Source organism: Burkholderia sp. 22PA0099, assembly GCF_047497165.1.
Classification (GTDB): domain Bacteria; phylum Pseudomonadota; class Gammaproteobacteria; order Burkholderiales; family Burkholderiaceae; genus Burkholderia.
Window position 1 is genome coordinate 3366150 of the sequence record NZ_CP163164.1, and the last position, 13540, is coordinate 3379689.

11 protein-coding genes are annotated in these 13540 nt (G+C 68.8%); 3 read left to right on the forward strand and 8 right to left on the reverse strand.

Annotation, left to right across the window (positions count from 1 at the left end; genetic code table 11):
- Positions 1–16 precede the first annotated feature (16 nt).
- The gene (locus AB4851_RS14730; RefSeq protein WP_414447832.1) at positions 17–1027 is read right to left on the reverse strand and encodes an N-acyl homoserine lactonase family protein; all 1011 of its coding nucleotides are present in this window, start codon (positions 1025–1027) and stop codon (positions 17–19) included.
- Positions 1024–2418 carry a KamA family radical SAM protein gene (locus AB4851_RS14735; protein WP_414447833.1) on the reverse strand — a complete coding sequence of 465 codons (1395 nt, stop codon included), beginning with the start codon at positions 2416–2418 and terminating at the stop codon, positions 1024–1026. The genes AB4851_RS14730 and AB4851_RS14735 overlap by 4 nt, the downstream gene beginning before the upstream one ends.
- Positions 2419–2817: 399 nt before the next feature.
- On the opposite strand from AB4851_RS14735, the gene AB4851_RS14740 reads away from it, so the two are divergent.
- The gene (locus AB4851_RS14740) at positions 2818–3696 is read left to right on the forward strand and encodes a MetQ/NlpA family ABC transporter substrate-binding protein (protein WP_414447834.1); all 879 of its coding nucleotides are present in this window, start codon (positions 2818–2820) and stop codon (positions 3694–3696) included.
- Positions 3697–3896: 200 nt separating this feature from the next.
- On the opposite strand, the gene AB4851_RS14745 is transcribed toward AB4851_RS14740, so the two are convergent.
- Together AB4851_RS14745 and AB4851_RS14750 are read right to left on the reverse strand one after the other, a co-directional pair.
- A complete protein-coding gene (locus AB4851_RS14745; RefSeq protein ID WP_414447835.1) occupies positions 3897–4994 on the reverse strand; it encodes a hypothetical protein in 1098 nt (365 codons plus the stop codon).
- Positions 4995–5271: 277 nt separating this feature from the next.
- On the reverse strand, positions 5272–5532 hold the full coding sequence (locus AB4851_RS14750) for a hypothetical protein (RefSeq protein ID WP_414447836.1): 261 nt from the start codon (positions 5530–5532) through the stop codon (positions 5272–5274).
- 251 nt (positions 5533–5783) lie between these two features.
- On the opposite strand from AB4851_RS14750, the gene AB4851_RS14755 reads away from it, so the two are divergent.
- Positions 5784–6734, forward strand: a complete 951-nt coding sequence (locus AB4851_RS14755) for an ABC transporter substrate-binding protein (RefSeq protein ID WP_414447837.1) — start codon at positions 5784–5786, stop codon at positions 6732–6734.
- 52 nt (positions 6735–6786) lie between these two features.
- Here AB4851_RS14755 and AB4851_RS14760 read toward each other — a convergent pair whose 3' ends face one another.
- From AB4851_RS14760 to AB4851_RS14775, 4 genes are read right to left on the reverse strand one after another with little or no spacing between them, the layout of a single operon-like run.
- Positions 6787–8493: an ABC transporter ATP-binding protein gene (locus tag AB4851_RS14760; protein ID WP_414447838.1), complete on the reverse strand. Its 1707-nt coding sequence runs from the start codon at positions 8491–8493 to the stop codon at positions 6787–6789.
- On the reverse strand, positions 8490–9488 hold the full coding sequence (locus AB4851_RS14765; RefSeq protein ID WP_414447839.1) for an ABC transporter permease: 999 nt from the start codon (positions 9486–9488) through the stop codon (positions 8490–8492). Before AB4851_RS14765 ends, AB4851_RS14760 begins: the two co-directional genes overlap by 4 nt.
- A 33-nt stretch (positions 9489–9521) precedes the next feature.
- A complete protein-coding gene (locus tag AB4851_RS14770; RefSeq protein ID WP_414447840.1) occupies positions 9522–10502 on the reverse strand; it encodes an ABC transporter permease in 981 nt (326 codons plus the stop codon).
- Positions 10503–10517: 15 nt separating this feature from the next.
- Positions 10518–11978, reverse strand: a complete 1461-nt coding sequence (locus AB4851_RS14775; RefSeq protein WP_414447841.1) for an NAD(P)-binding domain-containing protein — start codon at positions 11976–11978, stop codon at positions 10518–10520.
- 324 nt (positions 11979–12302) lie between these two features.
- Here AB4851_RS14775 and AB4851_RS14780 point away from each other — a divergent pair, with 324 nt between their 5' ends.
- Entirely contained in the window at positions 12303–13499 is a 1197-nt protein-coding gene (locus tag AB4851_RS14780) for an LLM class flavin-dependent oxidoreductase (protein WP_414447842.1), read from the forward strand.
- Positions 13500–13540 lie beyond the last annotated feature (41 nt).

The window sequence follows — 13540 nt, forward strand, 5'->3', positions numbered from 1 at the left end:
CGTTCAGTTCTCCTCGTCAGTGTGTGGCCAGCGCGGCGGTGTCGGCGGTGTCGGCGGTGTCGGCGGTGTCGGCGGTGTCGGCGGTGTCGGCGGTGTCGGCGGTGTCGGCGGCTTCGGAGGTGTCAGTGGCTTCGGTGACTCCGGCAGCCTCAGCGGCGGCGGCTCCAATGGCTTCGCCAGTCGCTTGCCCATGCACCTCCAGCGGCGGCTCATGCAGCACCACCACATCCGGCTCGCCCGGCAGCGTGCGGAACGTGGTGCGCACCAGCGGGTCGTGACCCGGCACGATATGGTTCGGCCCGTCGGCGAGCCGCTCGATCGCGGCATGCGCGTCGAGCATGCGGCCCACGTCGATCACGATCGGGAACGGCCGGCGCTCGCGCAGGTTGTCCCAGTAGTGGGCGGCGTCGCTGGCCAGCACCACATAGCCGCGCGCGGTCGCCACGCGCACCACCTGCAGCCCCGGCGTGTGGCCGCCGAGCTGATGCAGCGTGATGCCGGGATGCAGTTGCGCGTCGCCGTCGACGAACGCGATGCGCCCCTCGAACAGCCGGAACACGGCCTGCGCCACGTCGGCCGGCTCGAACGGCCCGCGCAGCGCGCCGTGCGCCATGCAGCGCCCCGTGCAGAACGCCAGTTCGCTCTCCTGAACATGGAAGCGCGCACGCGGGTAGGCATCGAGATTGCCGGCGTGGTCGTAATGCATGTGCGTGATCACCACGTCCTCGATCGTGGCCGCATCGATATCGAGCTTGCGCAGCAACTCGGCCGGCTCGCCGAAATACGTGCGGCGGCGACGCCCGGCCAGCTCGCGCTTGAAGCCGGTATCGACCAGCACCGTGCGCTGGCTGTTGCGGATCACCCAGACATAGAAATCGAGCGGCATGCCGCGATTGCCATGCGGATCGTGGCCCAGATAGTTCTCGGCGCTGCGGCGGCCCTCGTGCGTCGCGTAGCGCAGCGCGTAGACCTCGTACGGTTCGACGGCCTCGTCGGCGGCGGGCGTGGAATAAGCGGCTTGCGTCATTGCGCGGCCTCCAGTGCGTCGGCCAGATCGGCGCTGCGATCGTCGTGCGCATGAAGCGGAATCACGCGATGCGACGGCTTGGCGTGGGTGCCCGCCTCCTCGAAGAAGAAGCGCTGCTCGCCGAACGCCGGCACCAGATCGTCGAGCCAGGTCGCCTCGGGGTCGAACTTCGCGTAGAACGGCCGGCGCACCCACTCGGGGTTGCGCGCCTGCAGGAATTGCAGCGCGAACACCTTCTCGCCACCGATCTCGACGATGCCGTCCACCGCCACCTTGCCCGGGAACGCGCTCATCGACGGCCCGCGCACCGTGCGCGCCAGCCCTGACACCTGCCGGTAGGCGCGCTGGAAGATGTCGTAGGCCTCGGCCAGCGGCAGCTTGAAATAGTCGCTCGGCCCGGTGTCGCGCTCGACGAACATGTAGTACGGCACCGCGCCGAGCTTGACGCCGAGCGTCCAGAGCCGCGCCCAGGCGTCCGGGTCGGTGTTGATGTGACGGATCAGCGGCGCTTGCAGGCGCACCGTCGCGCCGGTGCCGATGATGCGCCGCACGGCCTGCTGCGCGATCGCCGGCTCCAGTTCGTTCGGGTGGTTGTAGTGCCCCATGATCGCCAGGTTGCGGCCCGAGGCCACCACCGATTCGAACACCCGCAGCAGGTCGTCGGCATCCTTGTCCGTCACGAAGCGCTGCGGCCAGTACGCCACCGATTTCGTGCCGATCCGGATGTTCTGGATATGCGAGAGTTCGGGCGACAGCAGCGGCGTCAGGTATTCGGCCAGCGAGCGCGCGTTCATGACGAGCGGATCGCCGCCCGTGATCAGCACGTCGGTCACGTCGCGATGGCGCTTCAGGTATTCGACGAGCTGGGTGGTTTCGCGCGCATCGAACTTGAATTCGTCCATGCCGACGAACTGCGGCCAGCGGAAGCAGAACGTGCAATACGCATGGCAGGTCTGGCCCGCGCTCGGAAAGAACAGCACCGTCTCGCGGTATTTGTGCTGCATGCCGGGCAGCGGCACGCCGTCGAGGTGCGGCACGTTGTGGGTCAACTGCCCGGCCGGATGCGGGTTCATGCGCAGCCGGATCGAATGGATCAGGCGCTCGGTTTCGTCGGGCTTGCCGCCGTGCGCGATCAGGTCGCGCAGTTGCGCGTATTCGCGCTCGTGGAGCATTTCGCGGTGCGGGAACGTGAGGCGGTAGATCGGATCGTCGGGCACGCGGTCCCAGTCGATCAGTTCGCTCAATACATAGGGATTCACGCGAAACGGCAGCACCCGGCCCACCACGTCGATCGCCTCGCGCTGATCGGGCTTGAGCTTCTCCCATTCCGGCGCCTGTCGGATCGACTGTCGCGTATACGGCTTGAACTTGATTCCGGCGTCATTCGGCATTTCCCAACCCTCCTGGATGATTTCCGTTCTCTCGTGACGGAAATGAATGTGAAGCGAACTCGGAACATCCCTATTCGGCAATCGATTCGCCATGCGAAGGAATTGTTTTGGGTTTGATTTCCATCGGCGATTCAATCGAGTCGCCAATGTAAAGATGGGAAACGCGCTTGACCATCGGCCCGGACGGATTTCTGTGATTGCGCAAGACCTATGTTTGCAGGGCGCAAAGCATTGGCGCGATCGCGTGATTTGCAACGATGCGGATCGCCGGTTCGGCGCCGATAAGCTTATGCATAACCGTTGTTTCCCGGCCGCTTGCACGATCTCTAGAATCGCCCGGTCGCGTGAGCGCCGCAGCGCGCACACGCATTCATTTCGTCATACCGAGGATTTGCCGTCATGCCCGCTTCGCCGCCCATTCGTTCCTCGCGCCGGCTGCTGCCGTCGCCCAAGCGCCGTGCGATCCGCCGCTTCGCGGCCGTGCTCGCGCTCTGCTCGATCGGCGTGCTCGGCACGCTGGCCGTGCGGCCCGCGCATGCGGACGAACGCGTGTTGCGGGTGGGCGTGACGAGCGGCCCGCACGAGGAGATTTTCGAAGCCGCGAAGCGCGTGGCCGAACGCGACTACGGCCTGCATATCAAGACGGTGGCGTTCAGCGATTACATCGCGCCCGACGCCGCGCTCGATTCGGGCGACCTCGATGCCAACAGCTACCAGCACCGCCCCTTCCTGAACGCGCAAATCCGCGCGCGCGGCTATCACCTGGTCGGACTCGGCCGCACCTGGATCGGGCCGATCGGCGTGTATTCGAAGAAGTACCGCACGTTCGCCGCGCTGCCCGAACATGCGACGATCGGTATTCCGAACGATCCGGCCAACGAAAGCCGCACGCTGCTGCTGTTGCAGAAGGCCGGTGCGATCCGGCTGCGCTCGGGCATCGACCCGGTAGCGGGCATCAACGCCACGCCGCGCGACATCGTCGAGAATCCGAAGCAATTCCGCTTCACCGAGATCGATGCGGCACAACTGCCGCGCACGCTCGACGATTTCGACGCCACCACCGTGAACGCCGATTACGCAATCAAGGCCGGCCTGCAGCCGGGCCGCGACACGATCCTGGTGGAGGACGGCTCGACCGTCTATGCATGCCTGATCGCGGTGCGCGAGAAGGACGCGAACCAGCCGTGGGTCAAGCAACTGGTGGCGGCGTATCAGTCGCCGGAAGTGAAGCAGTTCATCCTGACGCACTATCACGGTGCGATCATTCCGGCGTTTTGAGGGGAGTCAGACGGCGAAGTTGATCACGACCCAGTGAGCGCCGATGCGCCCGCTGTAGCCAGTGTGGCCGTTGTAGCCGCAACAAAAAAGAGGCCGAAGGCAACCTCGCCCTCGGCCTGAACCCCGCACCACCCCATCCGGGCTCGCTCTGAAAAATCGGTTTGCTGCCGGAGCCGATGCCGCGGCCTCCGGCGCCGGCCTTAAAACCTCACGAATTCGAAATCGGCCCCGGTGCCGGCCGCCTGATCGGCGAGATCGGACAGCGCGATCTTGCGCACGACCGACTCGTTCCACGGGTTCGTGTAATAGACGGTGTTGGCGGCCACGTCCACGCGGATCACGGCGAACGCATGCCCGTCGCCCTTCGACCAGTCGCCGTGGCGGTCCGGCTTGCCGCCGAACACCATGGCCACGCGCGAGCCGAGATCGCTCGAATGCTTGCCGAGGAACTCGACGATCTGCTGGCTGGAGCTGTCGCGGTCGGCCAGACGCGCGTGCGCGCCGTAACTGCCGGCGAGCACGGCCATGACCTTGTTGGTGGGCAGCGATCCCTTGGCGGGATCGAGGTGGAAATACTGGAACATCGCGCCGACGATGGCCGCGGCGGCCGGGTCGCCGGTGCCGTACTGATCGAGGTTGTCGGCGGCGAGCGTGTAGGTGCGGGCGGGGTCGCCGGGCAGGCTCACGCGGTAATGGCCGCTGTCGAGCCGATGCACGGCGCGGCGCAGGATATCGGCGCCGGTGGGCGTGGTCGAGAACGCCTTGACGACGGAAATGCCCACGCAATCGCCCTCGTGCTTCTGCACGAGGTTGATCCCGATCGGCTGGGGAACCGGCGTACCGGGCAGCGCGCTGACATCCCAGGGCCCGGAGTCGAGCGCGTTGCCGGCCGCGGCATCGCGAACCAGCGCGCGGATGCTGCCGTCGGCACTGAACGAGCCGTCGCCGAGCGAGGCCACGATGTTCTTCGTGTCGGTGACGAGCACGTCGCGTGCGCCGCCATCGCGCTTGAGCGCGGCGAGGAACAGTGCGGAGGCGCGGGTCACGTCGGTGCGCTGCGCGGGGCTGGTCGCGGCGGACGGGCTGCGGCGCAGCACGTCGATCAGTTGCCGGTAATCGCGTTCGACATCGCTGTAACGCGCCGTGGATTCGGCGCTGGCCGATTGGCTGCCGATGGCGCCGATCAGGCATGCGCCCAGAAGCCCGGCGGTGATGAGACGACGCGCGCCGCGCCGCGGGTTGCCCGTCGGCGCGCCCGGTGCGCCCGACGCGGCAGCAATGAAGTGCGAATCAGCCATCGTGTCCTCTTCCGATCTGGGGGAGCCGTCGGGATCGACGCTCCGTTCAGAAGCAGAACACTTGCAGGCCGGCAATTATTCCCGCTGTTTTCGCGGTGTCCGGCGACGATGGCGAACCGGATGCGCCGACGGGCGGCAGGGCGCGTGGCGCGGCGGCGCCCCGCCGCTTGCTGCTCCGCCACCCTCGGCAGCAGCACGGCCTGCCCGTGGCCGAGGCCGACGGCGACCGTCTTGCGCGACAGCCAATTCTCGTCGTCCTTGATTTTCTACGACAAGCTCAGCGCGACCCGCTCGCCATGCCGAATCGCACCGCCGCCGCGCTGGCGTTGCCTTCATCCGGCCGGCGTGCCGCAGCCGGCTCGGCCGGCGAATGCGTAAAGCGAACCCACTCGATCTCGGCCGGCGTCAGCGGCGGAAAACCCACCGAGGCGGACGCCAGCGCGTCGAGAATGCGCAGCGCCCGGCCGGACGAATGCGGCGATGAAAAACGACGCGTCAGGTGCGTGGTCAGTCGAATCAGAATCGAGGGCAGCGTCATGGTCGTAAGCCTGCGGAAAACGTGGCGGCGGGCGTGGCCGCCCTGCATCGGGCAAGCGGCACGCAACATGGGCTCACGATACGGCCCGCCGCGCGCGGCCGGAACCAATCTTTTCGCCTATATATATGCGCGCCGCGCCATTGCAGTGCCATTGCCGCGCTGCTGCTAACCAAAGCAGAAAACGGCATCACGGCCGCCCCCGAATCCGGATAGTCTCGCAGCGCCCCACCCCCTCATTTCCGGAGTCATCGATGTCGCATTGGAAGCCCCTCGCCGGCCTGCTGCTGGCCCTCGCCGCTCATCAGGCGTTCGCGCAGGAACCCGTCACGCTCGCGATCGGCGAGCAGAACTACTACAACATCGAGGCGTCGATGGAAGCGTCGGGCGCCTTGAAGGATGCGCCCTATCGCGTGCAATGGAAGCACTTCCAGGCCGCCGCGCCGATCGCCGAAAGCCTCAACGGCCAGGCGCTCGACCTCGGCTTCCTCGGCGATTCGGGCCTGCTGACGCTGGCCGCGCGCGGCGCGCCGGTGCGCATCGTGGCGGTGTCGCGGCAGAACCTCGAAGGCGTGGCGCTGCTGGTGCCGGCCAGTTCGCCGGTCAAGCGCGTGGCCGATCTCAAGGGCAGGAAGGTGGCGGTGTGGCGCGGCGCGTGGAGCCAGCAACTGGTGCTGCGCGCGCTGCAGCAGGCCGGCGTGCCGGCCGACGCCGTGCAGTATTCCTATCTGATGCCGGTCGACGCGACCGATGCGCTCGCGAGCGGCGCGGTGGATGCCGTCTCGCTGTGGGAGCCGTTCGTCAGCACGCTGGAATTGAAGCAGCACGCACGCCCGATCGCCACCGCAGAAGGCCTGATGCCGGCCCTCAGCTACGTGGCCGCCACCGACAGCGCGGCCACCGGCAAGCACGCCGCGATCGCCGATTTCCTGCGCCGCGCCGTGATCGCGCGCCGCTGGGTCGATGCGCATCCGAAGGAATACGCGGCGCTGTGGGCCAAGCGCGCGAATCTCGATGTGGACGTGGCCACGCGCTGGCTCTCGACCGCGCACCAGACGATCGGCCCGGTCGACGAGCGCGCCGCGCGCGACACACAGGAGACGGCCGATTTCCTGACGCGGCAGGGCGTGATTCCGGCGCACTTCGATACGAGCAAGGTGCTCGATCGTTCGTACGCCGATGCGTTTTCGGCAGCGGCAAAGTAAGACGGATTGCAACAGGCGGCCGCGCGGCAAGCGCCGCCGCCCTCACCCACGCTCAGGCCGCCTGCGCCACCGCCTCGCGCCCAGGCACCGCCTCGAGCAACGTACGCGTATACGGATGCTTCGGTGCACGCCAGATGCTGCGGTGGTCGCCGTGCTCGACGATCTTGCCGCGCTGCATGACATGCACGCTGTCTGCCAGGTAACGCACCACCGACAGATCATGCGAGATGAACAGCAGCGACAGCCCGAGTGAACTCTTCAGCTCCACCAGCAGGTTCAGAATCTGCGCCTGGATCGACACGTCGAGCGCCGACACCGGCTCGTCGCAGATCAGCAGCGCCGGCTCCAGCACCAGCGCCCGCGCGATACCGATGCGCTGGCGCTGCCCGCCCGAGAATTCATGAGGAAAGCGATGCAATGCGGCGGCCGGCAGCCCGACCTTGTCGAGCGCCGCCGCGCTGCGCGCCAGCCGTTCACGCCCGCCGCGCACGCCGTTGGCGGCCAGCACGCGCCCGAGAATCTGGCCGACCGTGCGGCGCGGGTTCAGCGATGCGTAGGGGTCCTGAAACACCATCTGAACACGCGGGCGCAGCGGCCGCAACGCACGCTCGCCGAGCGGCACGAGATCCACGCCATCGAGCCGGATCTCGCCCGAGGCCACCGGCGTGAGCCGCATCACGGCGCGCGACAGCGTCGATTTCCCGCATCCTGATTCACCGACCAGCCCGACCGTCTCGCCGCGCCCGATGGTCAGCGACACGCCGTCCACGGCGCGCAGCGTATCGCGCGCGCCGCGCTGCGTGTATTCCACCTGCAGATCGCGGATCTCCAGCAGCGGCACAGCCGGCACCGGCAGCACCGGCACCGCGTTCGATGCAGGCTGCGCCACCCGCTCCACGCCCGGCACGACGATGAACGAAGTCGTGCCGTCCGGGTTCACGCCGTGTCGGATCTCGGGCAGCGAGGTCTCGCGGTAATGCCGCTCGCCGGCCAGGTTCAGCGACGCGTTGAGCAGGCCCTGCGTATACGTATGACGCGGCGCGGCGAACAGCGCGTCGGTGGCCTGCGTCTCGACCTTGCGGCCGGCCAGCATGACCGCGACGCGATCGGCGTGATCGGCCACCACGCCCAGATCGTGCGTGATCAGCAGCAACGCCATCCGCAGCTCGCGCCGCAGCGAATCGAGCAGCGCGAGGATGCGCGCCTGAATCGTCACGTCGAGCGCGGTGGTCGGCTCGTCGGCGATCAGCAGGCGCGGCCGGCAGGCCACCGCCATCGCGATCATGACGCGCTGGCGCTGGCCGCCCGACAGTTCGTGCGGATAGTCGCCGAAGCGGCGCGCCGGCTCGGGAATCTGCACCAGATCGAGCAGCTCGATCGCGCGCACGCGTGCCGCCGCGCGCGACAGCGGCTCGTGCCGGCGCAGCGTCTCGACGATCTGCTCGCCGATCGACAGCACCGGGTTCAGCGACGTCATCGGTTCCTGGAAGATCATCGAGATGTCGCGCCCGCGCAGGTCGCGGGTTTCGCGCGGCGTCAGCGTCAGCAATTCGCGGCCGTCGAACCGCACGCTGCCGCTCACGCGTGCCGTGTCGGGCAGCAGCCGCATCAGCGAAAGCGCCGTGGCCGATTTCCCGCATCCCGATTCGCCCACCAGCGCGAGCGTCTCGCCCTCGCGGATCTCGAAATCGATGCCGCGCACCGCTTCGTGCGCGCCGAAATTCACGCGCAGGTCGCGCACTTCGAGCAGGTTCGTCATGCGTGGCGCTCCGAGCGTTGTGCGAGGCGCGGGTTCAGCGCGTCGTTCAGGCCGTCGCCGAGCAGGTTCAATGCGAGCACGGCCACCACGATCGCGCCGCCGGGGATCGCCGTCAGATACCAGGCGGTGCGCAGCGAATCGCGGCCGAAGCCGATCATCGCGCCCCAACTGATCACGTTCGGATCGCCCATGCCGAGGAACGACAGCGACGATTCGATCAGGATCGCGCTGGCCACCATCACCGAGGCCGTCACGATCACGGGCGGCAGCGCGTTCGGCAGGATCTCGCCGAAGATGATGCGGCCGTTGCCGAAGCCCTGACTGCGCGCGGCCAGCACGAAATCGGCATGGCGCAGGCGGCGGAACTCGGCGCGCACGATGCGCGCCACCGTGGGCCACGACGCGATGCCGATCGCCAGCGCGATCACCGTCACGTCGGGCCGGCCGATCGCCACGATCACGATCACCAGCAGGAACGACGGCACCGTCTGGAACAGCTCGGTGACGCGCACCAGCAGGTTGTCGATCAGTCCTCCGAAATAACCGCCGATGGCGCCCACCAGCGTGCCGATCACCAGCCCGATGCCGGCCGACGACGCGCCGATCAGCAGCGACACGCGTGCGCCGTGCACCAGCCCGGCCGCCACGTCGCGGCCCAGCGAATCGGTGCCGAGCCAGTATTGCGGATCGGTGCCCGGCCATTCGAACGGCGCGGCCACCATGTCGAGCGGGTCGCCCGGAAACAGCTTCGAGGCGAACAGCGCCAGCAGCACGATGGTGGCCAGCAGCACCAGGCCGGCCACCGCCGACGGGTTGCGCAGCAGCGCGCGCCAGGTGCGCAGGCCGGGGCCGCGGCTGGCGGCCGCCTGCCCGGGGGAACCGGCAGCACCGGCCGCCAGCCGGCCGAACAGCGCGCCGGCCAACTGGTTGCGCCACGGCGAGGCGGTGGCGGCCGATTGCGCGGCTCGCACCGCGTTCGACGATTCAGTGCTCATGGAAACGCTCCATCGAAAGGGGAAAACGGCGCATCAGGCGATCCGGGGATCGAGCCACGCCTGCAACACATCGACCAGCACGTTGGCCGCGATCACCACCAGCGACGACAGCAGCAGCACGCCGAGCAGCACGTCGAAATCGCGCGCGAGCACGGCGTCGAGCGCGAGCCGGCCGAGGCCGGGCCAACTGAACACCGTCTCGGTCACGGCCGCGCCGCCGAGCAGCGTGCCCACGTGCATGCCGACCATCGTGGTCAGCGGCATCAGCGCGTTGCGCAGCACATGGCGGATCGTCACGCGGGCCGGATGCAGGCCCTTCGCATACGCGGTGCGCACGAAATCCTGGCGCTGCACCTCGAGCATCGCCGCGCGCACCAGCCGCGCGTAGATCGCCACGAAGAACGCCGCCAGCGTCACGGCCGGCAGCAGCACGTGCTTGCCGACATCGGCCAGCCACGCGAGGCCGTGCAGCGACGCGCCGATCGTGACGTTGCCGCCGCTCGGCAGCCAGCCGAGCCGCACCGAGAACAGCACGATCGCGAGCAGGCCGATCCAGAAGCCCGGCGTCGAATAGAACAGCAGCGCCAGCACCGACAGCACGCGGTCGGGCCACTTGCCCGACCAGTGCGCCATCACCGCGCCCAGCACGATGCCGACGATCACCGCCAGCGCCAGCGCGGTGCCCATCAGCAGCAGCGTGTTCGGCAGGCGCGCGAGGATCAGTTGCATGACCGGCATGTCGTAGCGCGGCGAATAGCCGAGGCTGAAATGCGCGAGATGCGACAGGTAGCTGGCGAGCTGGTGCAGGATCGGCTGGTCGAGGCCGAACTTGGCGCGCAGCATCGTCATGGTTTCGGCGGTGGCCGAACCGGCCTCGCCGGCCAGCACGTCGGCCGCGTCGCCGGGCAGCAGCTTGAGCAGGAAGAAATTGAAGATCACGATGCCGATCGCCGTCGGCAGCGCCTGCCACGCGGTGCGCCGCAGCACCGCGATCCATCGTCCGTTATGCGTCATGGCGGGCTCCGGGCGTCATGCGGCGGCGGCATCGGCCGATGCTGCCGCGCCCTGCCAGACCCGGTGCGCATAGGCCGATTCGGGGAAATCGGCCGGCACCTCGCTGGCCATCCGCGCGGCGTGGGCAGCCAGATCGGCCGTGAACAGATCCTCGCTGATGCGCGCGATCACGGCCGGGATGTCGCGCTTCATGCACGGCACGTCGCCCACCGGCACGCCGAAACTGACAAAGCCGGCCGGGTTGTGCGCGTGGATATGGCGCAGGTACGGCGCCGCGCCCGGCGTGCGTTCGAGATATTCGAGCGCGCGGCCGAGGTACGGATGCGCGCCGAGCGCATCGTCGCGATCGGCCGCGTCGGGCTGGTGGCGATCGCGCCACAGCAGCACCTCGGCGGCGAAATCGGCCAGCTCGGGCCGCGCATGCAGATCGATCGCGTAGCCGGTGCCCGCGATCGCGAAGTCGAACGCGAAGCGCTCGCCGGCCGCCTCGGCGATCACTTCTCCCTGTTCGACATGCGCGGCGGTCCACTCGCCGCCCAGATGCAGATGGAACGCGTCGTGGCGCGTCACGCGCTCCACCGCGTCGGGCGGCGGCGTCGAGCCGGCCTGGCGGAAGCGGCGCGCGAGCTGCCAGCGCAGCGCGTCGGGCAGGCTCGGGTAATTGTCATAGGCGCCCGGATAGGCGCGCGCCCGCGACACCGGCAGCGAAGCGATCGCCGCGCGCCGCACGAACAGATGCACGGCCGCCGCGCCCGCTTCGAGCGCCGTGGCGGCAGCGTCGAACGCCGAGGCCGCGCCGCCGATCACGGCCACCCGCTTGCCGCGCAGCGCCGCGAAATCGATCGCGTCGGCGGTGTGCGCGCGATGCGTGGCCGGCAGCGCCGCCAGCACCGGCGGCAGGTTCGGCCGGCCGTTGCCGGCCACGCCGTTGGCCAGAATCACCTTGCGCGTGGTTTCCACCGCGTCGCGCTCGCCGTCGGCATCGCGAATGCGCAGATGCACGCGGAAATGATCGCCGGCCGGCTCGATGCGCGCGAGCGTCACGCCATAACGGATCGGAATCCGAAGGAACGTGCGATACCACGCCAGGTATTCGGCCCAGCGCTCGCGCGGAATCCGCTCGAACGCATCGAACGCCGCCTCGCCGTATTGCGCGTCGTGCCAGGCGCGAAAGCCCAAGCCCGGCAGGCCCGCTTCCGGCCCCACCAGCGTTTTCGGGGTGCGCAGCAGCCGCATCCGGGCGCGCGTGAGCCACACGCCGGCCTGCGACGCATCGGGCGCCGCGTCGATCACGCTCACGCGGCCGATGCCGGCGCGGCGCAGGCCGTACGCATAGGCCGCGCCGCTCTGCCCGCCGCCCACGATCAGCACGTTGTGGTCGATGCCGGGGCGATCGGGCACCCAGTTCTCGGGGTCGGGGCCGGCGAGGCGCAGCGTATCGAGCGCGTCGCGATCGGGGTTCGGCAAGTCGGACATCGGGTCCCTCCGGCGGAGCAACGGGCCGGCCGACGAGCCGGCCCGCGTATCAGGTTGATTGAAACGGCAAGGCAATATCGAAGCAGTATCGAACGCAGGGGCGGCCCCGCCAACCAAGCATTCACGCTTTGCATATCGCAATGCATGGCCGGCAATCGGCAATAGGAAATCAGATTTCGTTCGTTGTCCGCGAGAATCGGCGCGTGCTTGAATGCAGCGGCTGTGACACGAGCGCCGCCGGCGCGCCGACCGGCGCTATCGCGGCATCCGCGCCAATGTAACGGCCGTGCGAGAGCGCGGCCGACGAACGAACCGATCGATTCCGTGAACACGACTCTCGCGCTCCCCGCGCACGACACCGCCCTACGCTCGCCGTTCCTGCCGGTGCCGTCGCCGGCCGACTTCCCCGACAGCCCCGCCTCGCGCGTGTTCGCGCAGCCGCTGATGCTCGGCCTGTTCCTGCCGATCCAGGCCGGCGGCTGGAGCGCCTCGACGCTGCCGCGCGGCACCGACTGGAGCTTCGACTACAACGCCGCGCTGGTCGAAAAGGCCGAGGCGCTCGGCTTCGACCTGGTGTTCGCGCTGTCGCAATGGCTGCCGAAAGGCGGCTATGGCGGCGTGTTCAACGGCCAGGCGCTCGATTCGTTCATGACGCTGGCGGCGCTGACCGCGCGCACCGAACGCATCATCCTGGCCGCCACCAGCCACGTGCTGTACGGCCCGTGGCATCCGCTGCACTTCGCCAAGTTCACGGCCACGCTGGACCATATCTCGAAGGGGCGCTGGGGCATCAACGTGGTCACCGGCCACCGCGCGATCGAGCACGAAATGTTCGGCTGGCAGCGCATCGAGCACGACCAGCGCTACGCGATGGCCGCCGAGTTCCTCGACGCCGTCAAGCAGCTGTGGGTGCAACCCGAGAATTTCTCGTTCGAACCCGAGCTGTCGAGCTGGAAGCTCGGCGAGGCGTTCGTCACGCCGAAGCCGCGCTACGGCCGGCCGCTGCTGATCAACGCCACCGGCTCGGACGCCGGCATCGAATTCGCCGCGCGCCATTCGGACGTGGTGTTCATCACCAGCCCCGGCGGCCCGACGCTGGCGGCCGCGCTCGACTCGGTGCCGACCCACGCCGCACGCGTGAAAGCCGCCGCCGCCGCGCACGGTCGGCGCGTACGCACGCTGCTCAATCCGATGGTGATCTGCCGCGAGACGGCCGCCGAGGCGCGCGAGTATCGCGACGCGATCGTCGCGCATGCCGACGAAGGCAGCTTCCACCGCTTCGACAGCGACGCCCAGGCGTGGCGCGGCGGCGCGGACGAGCGCGCCAAGGCCGAGCACCGCGCGCTCGGCGGCAACATGTCGATCGTCGGTTCTCCCGAGGAAGTGGCCGACGCGATCATCCGCCTGCACGCGGCCGGCGTGGACGGCGTGCAACTGAGCTTTTACGATTTCGCGCCCGATCTCGACCTGTTCGGCCGGCGCGTGCTGCCGCTGCTGCGCGAAGCCGGCCTGCGCCACTGACCTGCGCGCAGCGGTTCGTCTTACCGGCCCGCTCACCGGCC